The sequence below is a fragment of the Yoonia vestfoldensis DSM 16212 genome (assembly GCF_000382265.1).
Classification (GTDB): domain Bacteria; phylum Pseudomonadota; class Alphaproteobacteria; order Rhodobacterales; family Rhodobacteraceae; genus Yoonia; species Yoonia vestfoldensis.
In genome coordinates, this window is record NZ_KB907974.1 from 265,742 (window position 1) to 284,781 (window position 19,040).

Here is a 19,040-nt window from a genome sequence, read left to right on the forward strand (position 1 = left end):
GACGTTAGCTTTTGGTCGGCTCGGTCTTGTTGAGCACCGACACGATAGTCGGCTTCATGACACGGATGATGACGCCGGACGCGATCTCGACTTCGATCTCGCCCACCTCGTCCTTGACCTTGACGATCTTGCCCACGACACCGCCCTGCGTGACGACCTGATCGCCCCGACGCAAAGCGGCCAGCATCGCCTGATGTTCCTTGAGCCGCTTTTGCTGAGGCCGGATCAGCAGGAAATACATGATCCCGAAGATCAACAGCAACATAATCAGATCGGCAGCGCGCATTTTCCATCCCTTGTGTTGGTGCGGGCCAAGCTGCCCGACGGTCGCCAGAACCTAAAAGCTGCAAGGGTGATTTGCAACACAGGTCCGGTGTTGAGTGGCATATGGGGCAAGGGGGGCGCGGATGCAATCCATACGCCTGTCGGGGCCAGTGCTTTGCGGGAAATGTTGTGGGCGGTGCGACGCGCGTCGGCCGCGCCGGCGGCTGGGTCGGGCATACGGCCACGAAAGGATGTCGGAGGCTTTTGAACGTTGGATATTAGCTAAGCGGGACGCAGCTTTCGTGATCATTGGGCGAGGCGATTTGGGACTAGCGCAGACTTCATCCAGTGGGTTTCTGATACAACATGCCCTTCCCTGACATATTTTCCCATCCGTATCGACATGTCGGCTTCTGCAAATGAACTAGCGTCTCGCGCGACAAACCCTTCTTGCCTAGTCAGATCAAGTGCCGCTGTCAGGTCGTCAAACAGACTGGGTCGGTAAGGGCCTCGATAGAGCGTCGGAACAGGTTGGACGCCAAGGTCCTTGAAACGCGCCTGCGTCAAATCCCACGACTGGACTTCGTCACCGACGATCCATGCAAAGCCAAGGAAATAGGACGGCAAGGCATCATAGGCCACCGAATGGCGAGCATAGAGGTTCTCACCGACAATACGTTCGCCCTCTGTCAGAGATGGTGAAATACCTGCCGCAAACGCTTTGAGCCAGTCTCGCGAAGGATGGTAGCGACTGTCCGGGCTACGCGCGTGAGTCCCGCCTGCATGAATGGTCGTGTTCTCACCGTCCATCTTTTCAGTGACAACAATGTCTTGCACCATCAGCGCTTCCAACGACGACATGATTTTGTCGTCGCTGGTGGCACCGGGTGAGATCGGCAGATGATAGGTCCGGCCATATTTCTTCATATTCAGTCTCGTAGCATACATCATCAAAGGTCGGCTATGGACTCCGAACGGATATCTCGCCCCTCGCCTCGCCACCGCTCCCCACTTTCCCCCGCCCTCATTCTGCGGCATAGAGCGTCCCAGCGACCAACCCGAGGACCAGATCCATGCATGATATCCGTCTCATCCGCGACACCCCCGATGCGTTCGATGCGGCCTTGTCCCGGCGCGGGCTGGCCCCTGTCGCGGCCGATATCCTTGCGCTGGACGAGGCGCGGCGCAAACTTATCCTCGCTGCCGAGACGGCACAGGCCGAGGCGAACAAGGCCTCCAAGGACGTGGGTGCCGCCAAGGCGCGTGGCGATGATGCGGAATTCGACCGCCTGCGCGGCCTGATTGCCGACAGCAAGGCCCGCATCGCCGCGATGAACGACGAGGCGAAAGCGAAAGATCAGGCGCTCACCGACCTGCTGGCCACCCTGCCAAACCTGCCCGACCCGTCCGTCCCCGATGGCAAGGACGAGGCCGACAATGTCGAAATCCGCCGCCACGGTGCGCCGCGCAATTTCAGCTTTGCCCCTGTCGAGCATTACGAGATCGCTGGCATCAAGCCCGGCATGGATTTCGAGACTGCGGCCAAACTCTCGGGCAGCCGCTTTGTACTGCTCTCGGGCGCTGTCGCCCGCCTGCACCGCGCACTTGCGCAGTTCATGCTCGACCTGCATGTCGACGAACACGGCCTGACCGAGACGATCACCCCCGTCATGGTCCGCGAGGACATGATGTATGGCACCGGCCAGCTGCCCAAATTCGGCGAGGACAGCTATCAGACCACCAATGGCTGGTGGCTGATCCCCACCGCCGAGGTGACGCTGACCAATATCGTCAACGGCGAGACGGTGGAGGAATCCACCCTGCCCCGCCGCCATGTCGCCCACACGCTGTGTTTCCGGTCCGAGGCCGGATCAGCGGGCCGCGACACATCGGGGATGCTGCGCCAGCACCAGTTCGAAAAGGTCGAGATGGTCAGCATCACGACGCCCGATCAAAGTGCCGCCGAACACGAGCGCATGACGCGCTGTGCGCAGACCGTGCTGGAACGGCTGGGCCTGCCCTATCGCACCGTCGTGCTCTGCGCGGGCGACATGGGTGCCGGTGCCACCAAGACCCACGATATCGAGGTCTGGCTGCCCGGCCAGAATACCTACCGCGAGATCAGTTCGGTGTCTGTCTGCGGCGATTATCAGGCGCGGCGCATGAATGCGCGGTTCCGCCCCACAGGCGGCGGCAAGCCCGAATTCGTCCACACGCTGAACGGATCGGGGTTGGCCGTGGGCCGCACCCTGATCGCGGTGGTGGAAAACGGCCAGCAAGAGGACGGCTCCGTCGACCTGCCCGCAGCACTGCACCCCTATCTGGGCGGCAAGACGCGGATCACGGCGGAGGGGGTGCTGGGGTGATTTTATGGGGTGGGTGCGCGCACCCATCCTACGTTTGCTGATAGAAACATAACGCATTAACGACTGTTCGCATGATGGGTGACCTGTTGATACAGGTACCTCAGGCAATTATCGAACAAGTTTTGTTATGGTTTATTTTGATTTTTCTTTGTTTCGATTGGTCGGTAACGTTCGCCTAGCAATGGATGGCTTAATGGTATGAATCTTGATGAAACGAGAGGTGCACTTGCGATAATTGGCATAATCTTAGCTGTCGTAAGTGTCATATTTTCTTTTTCGAGGTATAAAAGGAAACTCGAGTATAGAGAGTTGGTCAAGTCAGGTCAAAAGTTGAACTTGAACCTCGCTACCCTTTTGCCTGCATATTTGAGAAAGAAATCCGATCCACTTCGCGAAGCTCACATAAAGATTGCGAAAATTGGATTGGTTCATGCAGCTGTAATGCTACTGAGCTTTATCTTTGTGCCGACAGTGGTGGTTTTGGCGCTAAGACTGCTGAGATAACATCTTATGGAGATCGAAAATCCGAATGACGTCCTTTCCGGCTTACGGTGAGGGACAGGCATGGGTGCGAGCACCCATCCTACGGATACTATTTGAAACAGCATGTTTAAGGTCACCTCTCAATGAATGTCCCGGTATAACTCTCAACGACACCACAGGTGCTCATGTGGTAGTATGTTCTTGGCCGCTCTAGCCAAGGTGTATCTGCCTCTGAGGACCAAGAAATTCCAACCGATACAATTTCTCGCCAGAGTAGTCTTCGCCAAAAGGTTTGGTGATCTTGATTAAGCTCATAATCTTCACGCTCTACGAAGCAGCAATCTGGATTCAAAGCACGCAGTCCTTCAATGCCCATTGAACGAAAAGGGTCCGGCAGCTGGCGTGTCCTGACTTCAAACTGAAACGCCTGCTCAAGGAACTCATCGTCCGTCAGATAGCGTTCTTCTTTGTGGCAATAGTAGTCCGGCGGAGGTGTTTCACCTTCGCCGTCATAGGCGGCTGCGGGACCCGCAAGAGAAAGGGCCCCAAAAACTAGCCCTAGCCGACACAGCAACTTTATGTGACTGATTTGGCCAATGCTGCCAATCGATAGCGCTTGTTCTATCCAAGTGGGCATTTGCACCTTTCTCTCTACCAACCCACTCTGCCTAACGTTGCCTCAACGAAAGAAGTAAATGGACAAATCATTGCTTAGAGGTTAAACCAATTCACTTATAGCGAGTAAGTCACAATCAAGACTCGCCATAGAGTTTTCTGGTTCAACTAACTGCTCGCTTCTCGGAAAATCCTAGTGTCCTGACCAGCAAAAATACTCGCGAGCGCCTGTTTAGTCGGAAGGTCAAAGATTTCAGTGGGGAATATATGGTGAATATCAAACCTGGTAGTGGAACTGAAAATCGTCATGCTGCCCCCAGAGATCAAGAAGATATGAGTTACGTTAGATGGTGCGGCACTTTCGCAGGCCCAATCGCCGCGTGAGCTTCGCTGACTTCAACGCCTGGACGATCCTGTCACTCAGAAACAGGGGAAGTATGTCGTGTCCTTGGATCCCCTGTGCCATTTCAAACTTCCTTCATCTGGAAATGCTTGGGCAGCCGCAAGCCTGCATCCATCGCCCGCGACTGAAGCGTGTCGGAGAGAAAAATGTCTGGCTGTGTCAGTTTTTTTTCGCGCCAGAGATGGGCACCGCCAATTGTTTCTTTTGAGAGCGCGAGCCCCGTGATCGCTTTCTTGATAGGTGCGATGCCACGATAGTTTTCATAGCCGCTGACAGTGTAGCAGCTTGGGTCGCTGTGATCGGGGTTAAACGCATCAAGAAATTGGCCGATTCGCAGGCCGTAGTATTGCCCCGGGTAGACTTTGCTGCGCGGCATGCTGATTTTGATAGGCCAGAATTGGTGGATTCCAGGTTCAAGTTCATCAATTAATTGTTTGAAGTACTTATCAACTGCCAAGAGCCTATTTGTTGTAATAATCAGCGACCCTAGTGACTTATAGGTCTTCTCAGTCAGAAATTCTTTGGGGCATTCCATATCGGACATTGGACCCAGATCCCGCGTGTACTTCGCAGAGAATTTGGACAGCAATAGGCGATTCTGCATGCCCATTGCAGCCTTTTCATCATCAGGCATGTAGCTTTCATAGTATTGCTTCAACGTTTCTCTTATGCCAACATAATCCCCATCAGGAAAAAAATCTCCGAAGTTTCCCGGCTCATGCATTCCCCAAGCCATGTCTGTCTCCCTCAAATCTCTGGAGCGTTGAAGCCCCCATCTTCTCTAGCGTCTCCGCATCCACCAACCGCGTGACGATGGGGTGCAATCGCAGGTTGCCGTCCTGAAACACCCATCAGTTGCTTTCTTACGTCAGCCCTAATCTGCGCGGGAAATCGCAAAACGGCAAGTCAGGCGATCCCGCCGCAGTCAAGACATCTGTCCATTCCATCCCGACCTGCTAAACTGCGGCCATGAAACACATCCGCGCCTACCTGACCCTTCTGTTCACCGTGACCTTCGTTGCGTCGCCCTTGTTCACCAGCCCGTTCAGCGGGTTCAGCGAGGATCAGCTGCCGATCCCGCAGATCGACCCGCCGATCCAGCCTGCGGGCTATGCGTTCTCGATCTGGGGGCTGATCTATGGCTGGCTGCTGGTTTCCGCCATTTACGGTGTCTGGAAACGGCCCGGAGCCTCCGCGTGGAACCGCGTGCGCCTGCCGTTGCTGATCAGCCTTGCGCTGGGTACGCCGTGGCTGGCGGTCGCCAACGCCAGCCCGATCTGGGCGACGGTGCTGATCTTTGCGATGGCGGTGCCTGCGATCGTCGCTGTGCTGGTGGCCCCCAAGGCCGACCGTTACTGGCTGCGCGCGCCGGTCTCGATCTATGCGGGCTGGCTGACGGCGGCGGCGTTCGTGTCGCTGGGCAGCACGATGGCGGGCTATGGCGTGCTGATGGGGGCGCTGGGATGGGCCTATGTCGGCATCATCGCGGCCCTTGGCGTCGCGGCCTTCACACAGTTGCGCAGCGGCGCGCCGGGCTATGGGTTGACGCTGATCTGGGCGCTTTTCGCGATCATCATCGCCAATGGCACCGATCAATTGGGCGTCAGCTTGCTGGCGGGGGCTGGCATCGCGGTGATGACGATCCTGACCATCACCACCACGGGCCGCCCTATTTCTTGAGATGCTTTGACAGGCGCGACGGCTGCGAGGATTTCTTGTCCTTGTAGGGGTTCTTGTCGCCCTGATCGCGCAGGTAAAGCCGGATCGGCGTGCCCGGCATATCAAAGTCAGCCCGCAACCCGTTGACAAGATAGCGTTTATAGCTTTCTGGCATCAGGTCGGGATGCGATGTCATCACCACGAATGCAGGCGGGCGTGTCTTGACCTGCGTGGCATAGCGCATCTTGATCCGCTTGCCACCCGGCGCGGGCGGCGGGTGCTGTTCCAGCATCCCCGTCAGCCAGCGGTTCAGTTGCGCGGTCGTGACACGGCGGTTCCAGACGTCATGCGCGCGCATGATCGCCTGTTGCAGTTTATCCAGCCCCTTGCCCGTCTTGGCCGAGACCGTGACCAAAGGCGCGCCGCGCAGCTGCGGCAGCAGACGTTCGAAACTTTCGCGCAATTCGCGCAGCTTGTCCTGCTTGTCGTCCTCGGTGTCCCATTTGTTGACGGCGATCACCACGGCGCGGCCTTCACGCTCGGCCAGATCGGCGATGCGCAGGTCCTGCTGTTCGAACGGGATTTCCACGTCGAGCAGAACCACAACGACTTCCGCGAATTTCACCGCGCGCAGGCCGTCCGAGACGGACAGTTTTTCCAGCTTTTCATGGATCTTCGCCTTGCGGCGCATCCCGGCGGTGTCGAAGATCCGCATCGGCACGCCGTCCCAGACCTGTTTCACCGAAATGGCATCGCGGGTGATCCCCGCCTCCGGTCCGGTCAGCAACCGTTCTTCACCGATGATCTTGTTGATGAGCGTGGATTTACCTGCGTTGGGGCGACCTACGACGGCGATCTGCAGAGGCTTCGCGGCGGTCGGCACGCGGGGTGCATCCTCGTCATCCTCGCCAACGTCGACGTCGATTTCGGGGGCGTCGAGGGCGGCGCGTTCCTCGAACCGCTCGGCGATGGGGCGCAGGACGTCCATCAGTTCGCCCATGCCTTCGCCATGTTCGGCGGAAATGCGGATCGGCTCGCCCAGACCCAGCGCATAGGCTTCAAGAATCGTGGCATCAGCCGCGCGGCCTTCGCCCTTGTTGGCGGCAAGGATGACGTTGGCGTTCTTCTTGCGCAGGATTTCGGCAAAGACCTGATCGGCGGGCAAAACCCCTGCCCGCGCGTCGATCATGAACAGGCAGACATCGGCCATTTCCACCGCGCGTTCGGTCAAACGGCGCATCCGGCCTTGCAGGCTGTCATCGGTCGCCTCTTCCAGACCGGCGCTGTCGATGACGGTGAACCGCAGGTCGGCCAGCCGCCCTTCGCCTTCGCGCAGGTCGCGGGTGACGCCGGGCTGGTCATCGACCAACGCCAACTTCTTGCCGACAAGTCGGTTAAACAAGGTGGATTTGCCCACATTGGGGCGGCCCACGATGGCAAGGGTAAAGGTCATGTCTACGGCTCCTGACGCGCTAGATGCGTCCGCTACACCATTCAGGGCCTAACGGAAAGCGTGCAGTTGCCCTGTTTTGCTGATGACGTAAAGAGTCTGGCCCGCCACGACGGGTGCCGAGGCCGCCCCGCCGGGCAAAGCCACCGTGCCGATCAGCGCGCCGGATGCGGGATCGAACTGCCGGATCAGCCCGTCCGAGGAGGCGACGATCAACCGCCCGCCTGCCAGCACCGGGCCGAAATGCGCGACCACGCTGCGCTGCCGGCGCGTGCTCTCGCCGTCGAAATCGGGCAGTTTCACGCGCCAGATGGGCGTGCCATTCGCAGCATCAAGCCGGACCAGTTCGCTGATGTCGTTGACCATGAACACCGACCCGCCCACGGGCCAGATCGGACCCACGGCACCTTCGCCGGCTGTCCAGATACGGCTGCCATCGCGGATGTCGAAAGCAACGCTGCGTCCGCCAACGCTCGCGGCATAGACGCGGTTGCCGTCGATCACGGGGGCGCCCGCGATATCGCTCACAAGGTTCACCGCCCGACCAAGTCGATCGCCGGACACGACATTGGTCCAGCGCGGCAATCCACCTTGCGGGAAGGTCGCCAGAATTTCACCCGACGGAAACGGGATCACCACGGTTTCACCGCTGACAGCGACAGGCGCGCTGCCCGAGAATGCCGTCAGCGATGGTGTACCGATCTGCTGCCAGCGCGTCAGACCGGTCGCGGCATCGAGTGCCCAAGCGGTGCTGTCGCGGGCCACGACATAGACAAGATCGCCGTTGAACGTCGCTGCGGCATTGACCGGCGCGTTCAGGTTCTTGTCCCAGATCACCTCGCCTGTCGCGGCGTTCAGCGCGGTAATTTCACCAAAACCCGTCGTGACGTAAAGACGTCCGCCCCCGAACGACACAGCCCCGCCAGAGGCAGCTGCCGGGTTGAACCGTGCAGGTGTCAGATTGCGGGACCACAGACGTGCGCCTGACGTAGATGTCGCCGTCACCATGGCGCGAGCGTCGACCGTGTAGATAATGCCGCCCGCCACCACGGGTTCGCCCGTGATGCGCGCGCGGCGGCTGTCACCCTCGCCGATGTCGGCGACGAACGCAGGCTGCAAGGCCGCGCCAAGGGCGGCATGCGCGGGACTCGCCGTGCGGTGCGTCCAGTCAGCATTGACCTGTGCCTGCGGCAGCGCGATCGGCAGGGTCTGGTTGACCATCGCCACCTCGTTGCGGATATCGAAACGCTCGCCCGGCAGGATCACCTGCTCTTCACCACAGGCCGCCAGAACCGACAGGACAAGCGCGGCACCGATCAAGGGTCTCAAGGTCATGGTCGGTCCAATCCGGTTATTGGGTTTGCGCGGCGTCGGTCGCATCTTCGCCCAAGGCAATCAGCAAGGTCTGCACGCGCTCTGACAGGCCACGGGTCACGGCGGCATCTTCGGCAATCTGGCGCAGGATCGCAACAGCGCCCGGCTGGTCGCCGGTTTCCAGCGTCAGATAGGCCATCTGTTCCAGCGCCAGCAGCCGGAACGGCTGTCCGGGCTGGGCCAGCGCCTCCAGTGCGGCAAGCCGCGCGGGCGTTTCACCGACGGGCAGCATCGCGGCCTTGATCGCCGCCAGATCGCGGTAGATCGCTGGTGCCGCCGCATCGCTTGCTACAGCACCCAATGTCGCGGCGGCGGCGTCGATGTCGCCCGCTTCTTCTTGCGTCGATGCAGTCAGCAAGGCGGCGATCACCGCGGCGTTGCCTTCTGCGGCGACACCCGACATCGCAGTCGCGCGTGCAGCCTCGTCATTTTCGGCAAGGGCCGCCAGCAGCGCATCGCCCGCCGCCTCTGCGGCCGCGCGGTCCTGGGCCTGGCGGTATTCATTCCACGCCGTGCCGCCGACAATCCCCAACACGATCAGAACCGCAATCCAGCCATAGCGGCGCAGGTAGCCGAACAGCTTTTCGCGGCGCATTTCCTCGGTGACTTCGTCGATAAAGCTGTCTGGATTGCTCACCCCGGACTCCCGTTTCGCGCCGCATGCGGCATCCTCATTGCGGGGTTCATATCGTGAAGCCCGCCTCGTGGACAAGAGCAGAGCGCAGATTGCCGCAGATCACCGCCAATTTCCCACTTGCCCAGGGGTCAGCTTCGGCATAATCTGAACTGAGTGGTTTAGTTTAATAACGTGATCCAGCGGTGACGATGGCGCGTATCTTGATAAGACCGTGATGCGATATCCGTGATTGCCCCCTGATAGGCCGAAAAATGCGATTGATTCCCCTGCTTGCGGCCTTGGTCGTGTCCGCCTCTCTCTACGCGGTTGTTTTCGAACGTGATCGGCTGCTGGCCTTCGCGGGCGCGACGTCTGACGCGCCGGTTGGAGCATCGGCTGTGGTGGTTGATGCGCCGCCACCGGTCCCGCTGGGTGTGGGCGTCGTGGCAATGCGGTCCGCGGCGCAGGCGATCGACAGCGCGGTGTTGCTGCGCGGACAGACAGCCGCCGCGCGCGAGGTGACAGTCGCGGCCGAAACATCGGGCCTTGTCGTCTCTGAACCCTTGCCCAAGGGCAGTTTCGTGAACGCGGGCGATACGCTTTGCACGCTCGACCCCGGCACGCGACAGGCCACCCTTGCCGAGGCGCGCGCCCGCCTGTCAGAGGCACAGGGCCGCGTGCCAGAGGCCGAGGCGGGCGTCATCGAAGCCGAAGCGCGGGTGCGCGAGGCGGAAATCAACCTCAACGCCGCACGGGCGCTGTCGCAGGACGGGTTCGCATCAGAAACCCGCGTCGTCAGCGCGCAGGCCGCGATGGAATCGGCCAGCGCTGGTGTGCAGCGGGCACGCACGGCGGTGTCATCCGCGCTTGCGGGCATCGAATCGGCGCAAGCCGCCGTCGCCAGCGCCGAGCGCGAGATTTCGCGTCTGGTCATCACCGCCCCGTTCGAAGGGTTGCTGGAAACCGATACAGCCGAAATCGGGTCACTGATGCAGCCCGGCGCGCCTTGCGCGACGATCATTCAGCTTGACCCGATCCGTCTGGTCGGTTTCGTCCCCGAGGCGGATGTGGGCCGTGTCACGGTCGGCGCCATGGCTGGCGGGCGGCTGTCCGGGCGGCAAGAGGTCGTGGGCGAGGTCACGTTCCTGTCACGCAGCGCCGACCCCGTCACCCGCACCTTCCGCGTCGAAGTGACCGTGCCCAACCCGGATCTGATCATCAGTGACGGGCAGACAGCCGAAATCATCGTGGCAGCCGACGGCCAGTCCGCCCATCTGGTCGCGCAATCCGCCCTGACGCTCAACGACGAAGGCATGCTGGGCGTGCGCACCGTGGCCCCTGACATGACCGCGCAATTCATGCCGGTCACCCTGCTGCGTGACACAGCCGAAGGTGTCTGGGTGTCCGGGCTGCCTGATATGGTGGACATCATCACCGTGGGGCAGGAATTCGTGGTCGATGGCGTGCCGATCGTGCCAACGTATCAAGAGGTGGCAGAATGACCGGACTCGTCGATTGGGCCGCCTCGCGCGCCCGCATGGTGCTGGCCTTCATCGCGCTGTCGCTGATCGCGGGCGGGGCTGCCTATGTCAGCCTGCCCAAGGAAGGCGAGCCTGACATCGAAATCCCCGCGATTTTCGTCTCTGTCCCCTTCCCCGGCATTTCCGCCGCCGACAGCGAAACGCTGCTGGTGCGCCCGATGGAAACCGAACTCTCTGATCTCGATGGCCTGAAAACCATGACCGCCACCGCCGCCGAAGGGTTCGCGGGCATGGCGCTCGAATTCGAATTCGGCTGGGACAAGACCAAGATCATCGCCGATATCCGCTCGGCCATGAACAACGCCGAGGCCAGCTTTCCCGCCGGTGCCGACCAGTATTCCATCACCGAGATCAACTTTTCCGAATTCCCCATCATCATCGTCAACCTGACAGGCGATGTCCCCGAACGCACGCTGCTGCGCGTCGCAAAAAGCCTGCAAGACCGCATCGAAGGCATCGACGCCGTGCTCGAGGCAGGCCTTGCAGGCCAGCGCGACGAAATGCTCGAAGTGCTGATCGACCCGCTGCGGCTGGAAACCTACAACGTGACCGCGGGCGAGTTGATCGGGGTTGTGACCAACAACAACCTGCTGATCGCCGCGGGTGAAGTGGACACGCCGCAAGGCACATTCGCGGTCAAAATCCCGTCGTCCTTTGACAGCCCGCAGGATGTCTACAACCTGCCGGTCAAGACCAACGGCGACCGGATCGTGACCTTGGGTGATCTGGCCTCGATCCGCCTGACGTTCGAGGATCGCGTCGGCACCGCGCGGTTCAACGGGGTCAATACCGTGGCCTTGCAGGTGGTCAAACGCAAAGGGTTCAACCTGATCGACACCGCCGCCCTTGTCCGCGATGCGGTCGAGGCCGAACGCGCCACATGGTCACCCGAATTGCGGGCCGCGATCAATGTCGGCACGTCGAACGACCAGTCGCGCAACGTGGCCTCGATGGTCAGCCAGCTGGAAGGGTCGGTCCTGACCGCCATCGCGCTGGTGATGATCGTCGTGCTGGCGGCGCTTGGCACACGGTCCGCGCTGCTGGTGGGTTTCGCGATCCCGACGTCGTTCCTCCTATGCTTCGCGCTGCTGGCGGTCATGAACATCACGATTTCCAATATCGTGATGTTCGGCCTGATCCTTGCCGTGGGGATGCTGGTCGACGGGGCCATCGTCGTCGTCGAATATGCCGACAAGCGCATTCAGGAAGGCACCGGCCCGATGACGGCCTATACCGAAGCCGCCAAGCGGATGTTCTGGCCGATCATTTCCTCCACCGCAACGACTCTGTGCGCGTTCCTGCCGATGCTGTTCTGGCCGGGGGTGCCGGGGCAGTTCATGGGCATGCTGCCTGTGACGCTGATCTTCGTGCTGTGCGCGTCCCTGGTCGTGGCCTTGGTCTATCTACCCGTCATGGGCGGCGTGACCGGCCGGATGAGCCGCGCTTTCGGCAAATCCTCGGACGCGCTGCGCGCACGGTTGCCGTGGGTCGTCTGTGCCGCACTGGTCGTGCCCGCGATCATGGTGGTCTTTACCGGGGCGATGCTGGTGCTGAACCCTGCCTATCTGTCTGGCGATGCAGTGCAGACCAGTGGCTTTGTCGCATCCTTGCCCGGGATCGTCCTGTTTCTGGGTGGGGCGGTCCTTTTGTCGATCACGATCGGTGCGGCCCGCATCGAACGACCCGCCAAGCGGATCAAGGCAGGCTATCAGCGGTCGATCTTTGGCAGGTTCATGCATTTCATCGTCGGTAATCCGGTCATGCCGCTGGTGACGATCGGGGCCGTGATCTTTACCGTGATTTCCATCTTCGGCTATTACGGGGCCAACAATAACGGGGTCGAATTCTTTGTGGAATCCGAACCCGAACAGGCCATCGTCTATGTGCGCGCACGCGGCAACCTGTCATTGGCCGAAAAGGACGCGCTGGTCCGGCAAGCCGAAGAGATCGTGCTGGCGCACCCCGGCGTGATCACCGCCTTTTCCTTTGCCGGGGACGGCGGGCTGAACACGGACGCCAGCGGGGCCAGCACGCCGCGCGACACGATCGGACAGGTCCAGCTTGAAACGATCCCGTGGGAAGACCGCGCCGGGATCGCCGAACTCGACGGTGATCTGGTGCTGGCGCAATTGCAGGAACAGCTGAACACGATCCCCGGCATCGAGACAGAGATCCTCGCGCAGGCACGCGGCCCGGCATCCGGCAAGCCCGTACACCTGCGGCTGAAGGGCGACAATTGGGACGATCTGGTCACCGCCGCCCAGATCACCCGCGCCCGGTTCGAACAGACCCCCGGCCTGATCACCATCGAGGATTCGCTGCCCCTGCCCGGCATCGACTGGCAGATCGACGTCGATGTCGCGACCGCCGGCCGTTTCGGCGCGGATGTCGCCAGTGTCGGCGCGATGGTGCAACTTGTGACGAGGGGCATCCTGCTTGACACGATGCGCGTCGACAGTTCCGACGAAGAGATCGAGATCCGCGTCCGCCTGCCCGAAGAGGACCGCGTCCTGTCCACGCTCGATACTTTGGGCGTTCGGACCAACGAAGGGCTGGTGCCGCTGTCAAACTTCGTCACGCGCACGCCGGTTGCAAAGCTGGCGCAGATCGACCGGATCGACCAGCAACGCTATTTCGACGTCAAGGCGGGGGTAACCGACGGGCTGACCAGTCTGCTGGCGGATGGAACGGCTGTCGGCGTCGCCCGCGTCGACCGCGACCAGACCGGCATGGCGCGCTTTGGCGACCTGACGCTTTTGGATGGCACGAGCGCCGCCGCTTTTGAGCAGTTGGTGGCCGATGGGGCGATCACGGAAACCCCGCTCAACCCCAATGAACGCATCACACTTCTGACCGAGTGGTTGGCCGACAACCCGCTGCCCGCAGGCGTGGCGTGGGAATGGACCGGCGATCAGGAAGAACAGGCCGAATCCGGTGCCTTCCTCATGACCGCCTTTGCAGGCGCGCTGGGGCTGATGTTCATCATCCTGCTGGCGCAGTTCAACAGCATCTACAATTCGGTGCTGGTGCTGCTGGCGGTGGTCATGTCCACCGCCGGGTCATTGGTCGGGATGCTGGTCATGGATCAGGCGTTTTCGATCATCATGACCGGCACGGGGATCGTGGCATTGGCTGGGATCGTGGTGAACAACAACATCATCCTGATCGACACCTATCAGGACTACAGCCGCTATATGCCCAAGACCGAGGCGATCACCCGCACCGCAGAGGACCGCATCCGCCCCGTCCTGCTGACCACGATCACGACGATGGCAGGGCTTGCCCCGATGATGTTCGGTCTCAGCCTCGATTTCATGAACGGCGGCTATTCGATCGACAGCCCGACAGCGCTTTGGTGGAAACAACTCGCGACTGCCGTTGTCTTTGGTCTTGGCATCGCGACGCTACTGACACTTGTCTTCACGCCCTCGATGCTGGCGGCACGCGTCTGGTTCGTGACCTATGTGCAATGGGCAGCCCAGCTGATGGCGAAACTGTCGATGGGCCGCAGCAGCCGCGCCGCCCGCGACTGGGCGCTGTCACGGCAGGCTGCCCGGATCAAGGCACCGGAGTTCATCTGGGTCGAGGATGACGTGGCACCTGTCGCTGTGAGGCCACCGTTGCAGGCGGCGGAGTGACGCAGGACATGGGTGCGCAAAATGCGCACCCTACGGGGTTATCGTAGCGTGCGCATTCTGCGCACCCCCTCTCAAACCACCTCTTCCTCCACCTGCCGGTTCCACAGATGCGCGTACCGTCCGTCCTGTGCTAGCAGCCCGTCGTGGCGGCCTTGTTCGACGATCACGCCGTTTTCCAGCACCACGATCAGGTCGGCATCGGCGATCGTGGACAGCCTATGCGCGATGGTGATGACGGTGCGGCCTTGGCCCATCGCCTTCAGCTCGGCCTGGATTTCCATCTCGGTCTCTGTATCAAGGGCACTCGTCGCCTCGTCCAGCAAAAGGATCGGCGGGTTCTTCAGCAAGGTCCGCGCGATGCCCACACGCTGCTTTTCGCCGCCCGAGAGTTTCAGCCCACGCTCGCCCACGGTCGTCTGATAGCCGTCCGGCAGGCTGGTGATGAAATCGTGGATTTTGGCGGCTTTCGCGGCGGCGATGATGTCGTCCTCACCCGCGTCGGGGCGGCCATAGGCGATGTTGTAATGCACCGTGTCATTGAACAGCACCGTGTCCTGCGGCACCACGCCGATCTGCGCGTGCAGGCTGTCCTGCGTCACGTCGCGCACATCCTGCCCGTCGATCAGCAAGGCACCGCCCGTCACGTCATAGAACCGGAACAACAGCCGCCCGATGGTCGATTTGCCCGATCCCGAAGAGCCGACGATGGCGACCGTCTGGCCGGGGGCGACGTCGAGGTTGATCCCCTTCAATATCCCCCGCGCGGCGTCATAGCCGAAGGTCACATCCCGCAGGGTCACACGCCCGCCGGTCACGACCAGCGGTTTGGCATGGGGCGCGTCATTCACCTCGGCCGGTTGGCCCAGCAGGTCGAACATATCGCCCATGTCGATCAGCGCCTGCCGGATTTCGCGATACACGGTGCCCAGAAAATTCAGCGGCATCGTGATCTGGATCATATAGGCGTTGACCATGACGAAATCGCCCACGGTCAGATCGCCACGCTCCACCCCGATGGCCGCCATGACCATGACGATCACCAGCCCGCCGGTGATCAGCACCGACTGGCCGAAGTTCAGGAAGGCCAGCGAATAATTGGTGCGGATCGCCGCCCCTTCATATTGCGCCATGGCGAGGTCGTAACGGTCGGCCTCCCATTTTTCAGCGCCGAAATATTTGACGGTCTCGAAATTCAGAAGAGAATCAATCGCTTTCTGGTTCGCATCCGTGTCCTGATCGTTCATTTCCTTGCGGATTTTCACGCGCCATTCGGTGACGGTAAAGGTGAACCAGACATAAAGTGCGATGGTCCCGACGACGACGGCCAGATACCAGACGTCGAAAAGGAAAAACAACACGATGGAAATCATCGCGAGCTCCAGCACCAAAGGCCCCATCGAGAACAACAGGAACCGCAGCAGGAAATCCACGCCCTTGACGCCGCGTTCGATCACGCGGGACAGCCCGCCGGTCTTGCGGGTGATGTGATAGCGCAAAGACAGGCGGTGGATATGGGTGAAGGTTTCCAGCGCCAGTTGCCGCAGTGCGCGCTGGCCGACGCGGGTGAAGATCACGTCGCGCAATTGCTGGAACCCCACGTTCATCAGCCGCGCAAGCCCATAAGCCAGCGTCAGCCCGACCGCCCCCAGCCCCAGCACGGTCGCCGCCGATGTCCCGTCGGGGGCCAGCGCGTCGACCGCCTGTTTGTAAAGGATCGGCGTGCCGACCGCGATCACCTTGGCCAGCAGCAGCACCGCCATCGCCGCCACGACCCGCCGCTTGACCCAGCCCTGCCCCTGTGGCCAGAGATAGGGCATGACCCGCTTGATGACGGACCAGCCCTGTACGCGGTCGTTGCCAGGATTTGCATCTGAATGGGTGGTCGGGCGCATGGCTTTCTCCGGGATATGACCCGTTACTAGGCCGATGCCCGTCGATTGACCAGAGCCAGAGCGCTATTGCGACATCGCAGGGATACGGAAAATCTGGCCCGGATAAATCAGGTTGGGGTCGCGGATCAGATCACTGTTCGCCTCGAACACCTGCACATAAAGAATGCCGTCGCCCAGCGTTTCCTCGGCGATGGCCCAAAGCGTCGATCCGGGCTGCACAGTGCGCACCGCGACCTCGAACCCGTCCTGCCCGGTTTCTTCTGCCATCACGGCGGCGACGCTGGCGGCTTCTTCGCGCTTGAACGGCGTTTCCATCCGCGACACGACCTCGCCCGCGCTGTCGACCTCGTCGATCCGCAGCGTATAGACGCCGGTGTCCACATCCGGCAGGTCGATCCGCCAGTCGCCACCCGGCGTTACCGGCGATGTCGTGACGGGGCGGTTGTCCAGATAGACCTGCACCTCGCCATCGCCTGTGGCGCGGCCAGCCAGCTGCACCTCGCCCGTCGGATCATAGGTGATGGCGTCAAGTGCGACATTGGGGGTCGGCAGCGCGGCCGCCCCTTGGGCGATACGCACGCCATCCGCATCAGCCTCGAGGACAAGCGGTGGACTGGCCGGCTCTGCCACGACCGGCGCGATCTCGGCGAGGTCAACCTCCGGCAGATCGGCATCGGCCTGCGCATCCATCTGCGTGGGTGCCGTAAGATCTGCGGTCATGATGGGTGCTGTCGGGGCGACCATGTAACTTGTGTCGGACGGCACCGCCGCCCCGTCAGGATCGGCCAGGAGCGACAGACGACGCGGCTGATCGGCAGGACCGGCCATCGACAATATGACGAAACTGCCGCCGGCATCCGCGGTCGTCCGCGCGATGGCTTCACCCGCGAGCACCAGGTCGACGATTTGCCCCGGTGCCGCACGCCCCGCCACGACCATCGACCCGTCCGGGTCAAGCCTGAAGGTGTCGAAGGTCGGCACGCGACGTGGTGCGACCTCGGGTTCGGGCTCTGCTGTGATGGCGGGCGCGGTCACGTCTGGCGCGATCGGCACCGCAGCGACCTGGGGCGCCGCGTCGCGCGGCGACGGCGCGAAATAGAGCAACAGCCCCCCCAGAACGACTGCCACCAAAGCGCCAAGTAACCATGCGCCCACCTGCGAAGTTTTCCGATCGTCCACGCGTCACATCCCGTTTCGGTATCCCAATGGCGAAAAACCGCCCAAAGAGTTGAGACACTCTAGCAACCCCGCTATGAGCGGTCAAAGCCAAGCTGCATCAAAGGGGTAGCGATGTCCGATTTTCAAAGATCAGTGTGTGTTTATTGCGGCTCTCGCGACGGGAGCAGCCCCGCCTATGCGCAAGCCGCCACCGAGACAGGGCAGATGCTCGCGCGTCACGACTGGCGGCTGGTCTATGGTGCAGGCGATGTCGGGCTGATGGGCCGTGTGGCCAAATCCGTGCAACAGGCAGGCGGGCGCACGTTTGGCGTGATCCCGACGCATCTGATGGCGCTGGAGGTCGGCAAGCGTGATCTCGACAGTTTCGTCGTGACCGAGACGATGCACGAGCGCAAGAAGGTCATGTTCATGAACGCCGATGCCGTCGTCGTTTTGCCGGGCGGTGCGGGCAGCCTTGACGAATTCTTCGAGGTCCTGACATGGCGCCAGCTTGGCCTGCACCGCAAACCGATCATCCTGCTCAACATCGAAGGGTTTTGGGACCCGCTGCTGGCGTTGATGCAGCATGTCGTGGCCCAGGGGTTCGCGGGCGATGATATCCTCGCCTTCGTGACCAGTGCGCCAGATGTGGCGACGCTGGAAAAAGCCCTGCAAGACGCGCTATAGCGCCGCGATCAGCGTGGCATAGCGGGCAAGCGAGATATTCGATCCGCAGGCGATGATCCCCACGCGCCGCCCCGCCAGATCATTGCGCAGCGGCCCCATGATCGCGGCCAGTGACGCGGCGCAGGCGGGTTCCGCCATGATCCGAAGGGTGGATTGGTAAATCTCCATCGCACGCAGCATCTCGGCATCGTCGATCCGCACGATCCGGTCGACATGAGCCTGTGTCACACCGAATGTATAGGGCAGTGCCAAAGGCGACCCAAGACTGTCGGCAATCGTCGCCACCTTGTCGAGCGTCACAGGCGCCCCCTGTTCCAGCGACCGGGCCATGCTGTCGGCGCCAAACGGTTCGACGCCGATCACCTGCGCATCGGGGCGCAACTGCTTGATCGCACAGGCCATGCCGGAAATCAGCCCGCCACCGCCAACAGGGACCACAAACGTATCCACATCAGGGGCCTGTGTCATATATTCCAGCCCGCACGTGGCGGACCCCAGCACCATATGCGCGGCCTCGAACGGATGCATCAGCGCACGGCCCTGTGCTGCCGCAGCGTTCATCGCCGCAAATGCCGCCGCCATATCGTCGTGCAAGGACACCTGCGTGTTGATTGTCACTGAGAACTGACCCGGCATTTTCATCGAGATCTGACCCACCCAGTCGTTATGATCTGCGTATTATGATGGCGTCAATGGTGGTGTCTCCTTTCGCTTTTTCTTGGCTGTTTCGGAGCTGGCCTTGAAGCGGTAGCTGTCATTGCCGGTTTCGAGGATGTGGCAGCGATGGGTGAGACGGTCGAGCAGTGCCGTGGTCATTTTGGCATCGCCAAAGACGCTGGCCCATTCGCTGAAGCTCAGGTTGGTGGTGATGATGACGCTGGTGCGTTCATACAG

The 19,040-nt window shown here is 61.3% G+C and carries 16 protein-coding genes; 5 read left to right on the plus strand and 11 right to left on the minus strand.

Annotated features, from left to right (window positions below; genetic code table 11):
* Positions 1-4: 4 nt before the first annotated feature.
* Together yajC and H147_RS0103165 are read right to left on the minus strand one after the other, a co-directional pair.
* Positions 5-286, minus strand: coding sequence for a preprotein translocase subunit YajC (yajC, locus tag H147_RS0103160; protein WP_019953889.1), 282 nt, complete (start codon positions 284-286; stop codon positions 5-7).
* A gap of 284 nt (positions 287-570) precedes the next feature.
* Positions 571-1,191 (minus strand): RNA ligase family protein, encoded by a 621-nt coding sequence (locus H147_RS0103165; protein ID WP_026352209.1) that lies wholly within the window; start codon positions 1,189-1,191, stop codon positions 571-573.
* A 146-nt stretch (positions 1,192-1,337) separates the two neighbouring features.
* Here H147_RS0103165 and serS point away from each other — a divergent pair, with 146 nt between their 5' ends.
* On the plus strand, positions 1,338-2,630 hold the full coding sequence (gene serS, locus H147_RS0103170) for a serine--tRNA ligase (RefSeq protein ID WP_019953891.1): 1,293 nt from the start codon (positions 1,338-1,340) through the stop codon (positions 2,628-2,630).
* A 616-nt stretch (positions 2,631-3,246) separates the two neighbouring features.
* Here the strand turns inward: serS and H147_RS20905 are convergent.
* Both H147_RS20905 and H147_RS0103195 read right to left on the minus strand, forming a co-directional pair.
* Entirely contained in the window at positions 3,247-3,750 is a 504-nt protein-coding gene (locus H147_RS20905) for a hypothetical protein (RefSeq protein WP_162561619.1), read from the minus strand.
* Positions 3,751-4,195: 445 nt separating this feature from the next.
* Positions 4,196-4,867: an imm11 family protein gene (locus H147_RS0103195; RefSeq protein WP_162561620.1), complete on the minus strand. Its 672-nt coding sequence runs from the start codon at positions 4,865-4,867 to the stop codon at positions 4,196-4,198.
* Positions 4,868-5,100: 233 nt separating this feature from the next.
* On the opposite strand from H147_RS0103195, the gene H147_RS0103200 reads away from it, so the two are divergent.
* Entirely contained in the window at positions 5,101-5,811 is a 711-nt protein-coding gene (locus H147_RS0103200) for a TspO-related membrane protein (protein ID WP_019953897.1), read from the plus strand.
* On the opposite strand, the gene der is transcribed toward H147_RS0103200, so the two are convergent.
* Genes der through H147_RS0103215 form a run of 3 tightly spaced genes read right to left on the minus strand, consistent with a single transcriptional unit; the run spans position 5,801 to position 9,251 of the window.
* Positions 5,801-7,243, minus strand: a complete 1,443-nt coding sequence (der, locus tag H147_RS0103205; protein WP_019953898.1) for a ribosome biogenesis GTPase Der — start codon at positions 7,241-7,243, stop codon at positions 5,801-5,803. The genes H147_RS0103200 and der overlap by 11 nt on opposite strands.
* A gap of 48 nt (positions 7,244-7,291) precedes the next feature.
* Positions 7,292-8,575 carry a PQQ-like beta-propeller repeat protein gene (locus H147_RS0103210; RefSeq protein ID WP_026352211.1) on the minus strand — a complete coding sequence of 428 codons (1,284 nt, stop codon included), beginning with the start codon at positions 8,573-8,575 and terminating at the stop codon, positions 7,292-7,294.
* A gap of 16 nt (positions 8,576-8,591) precedes the next feature.
* On the minus strand, positions 8,592-9,251 hold the full coding sequence (locus H147_RS0103215; RefSeq protein WP_019953900.1) for a tetratricopeptide repeat protein: 660 nt from the start codon (positions 9,249-9,251) through the stop codon (positions 8,592-8,594).
* Between the two features lie 251 nt (positions 9,252-9,502).
* Between H147_RS0103215 and H147_RS0103220 the strand changes: the two genes are divergently transcribed.
* Both H147_RS0103220 and H147_RS0103225 read left to right on the plus strand, forming a co-directional pair.
* Positions 9,503-10,732 carry an efflux RND transporter periplasmic adaptor subunit gene (locus H147_RS0103220; RefSeq protein ID WP_019953901.1) on the plus strand — a complete coding sequence of 410 codons (1,230 nt, stop codon included), beginning with the start codon at positions 9,503-9,505 and terminating at the stop codon, positions 10,730-10,732.
* The gene (locus tag H147_RS0103225) at positions 10,729-14,409 is read left to right on the plus strand and encodes an efflux RND transporter permease subunit (protein ID WP_019953902.1); all 3,681 of its coding nucleotides are present in this window, start codon (positions 10,729-10,731) and stop codon (positions 14,407-14,409) included. The genes H147_RS0103220 and H147_RS0103225 overlap by 4 nt, the downstream gene beginning before the upstream one ends.
* A gap of 71 nt (positions 14,410-14,480) precedes the next feature.
* On the opposite strand, the gene H147_RS0103230 is transcribed toward H147_RS0103225, so the two are convergent.
* Together H147_RS0103230 and H147_RS0103235 are read right to left on the minus strand one after the other, a co-directional pair.
* On the minus strand, positions 14,481-16,301 hold the full coding sequence (locus tag H147_RS0103230; RefSeq protein WP_019953903.1) for an ABCB family ABC transporter ATP-binding protein/permease: 1,821 nt from the start codon (positions 16,299-16,301) through the stop codon (positions 14,481-14,483).
* Between the two features lie 63 nt (positions 16,302-16,364).
* Complete coding sequence (locus H147_RS0103235) at positions 16,365-17,480, minus strand: LysM peptidoglycan-binding domain-containing protein (RefSeq protein ID WP_019953904.1); 1,116 nt, start codon at positions 17,478-17,480, stop codon at positions 16,365-16,367.
* A gap of 111 nt (positions 17,481-17,591) precedes the next feature.
* Here H147_RS0103235 and H147_RS0103240 point away from each other — a divergent pair, with 111 nt between their 5' ends.
* On the plus strand, positions 17,592-18,146 hold the full coding sequence (locus H147_RS0103240; RefSeq protein WP_081625813.1) for an LOG family protein: 555 nt from the start codon (positions 17,592-17,594) through the stop codon (positions 18,144-18,146).
* On the opposite strand, the gene H147_RS19270 is transcribed toward H147_RS0103240, so the two are convergent.
* Together H147_RS19270 and H147_RS0103250 are read right to left on the minus strand one after the other, a co-directional pair.
* The gene (locus H147_RS19270; RefSeq protein WP_245541094.1) at positions 18,141-18,764 is read right to left on the minus strand and encodes a threonine ammonia-lyase; all 624 of its coding nucleotides are present in this window, start codon (positions 18,762-18,764) and stop codon (positions 18,141-18,143) included. The two genes, H147_RS0103240 and H147_RS19270, sit on opposite strands and share 6 nt — an antisense overlap.
* A gap of 60 nt (positions 18,765-18,824) precedes the next feature.
* Positions 18,825-19,040, minus strand: a 216-nt coding sequence (locus tag H147_RS0103250; RefSeq protein ID WP_019953907.1) for an ATP-binding protein, incomplete at its 5' end; no start/stop codon positions are given.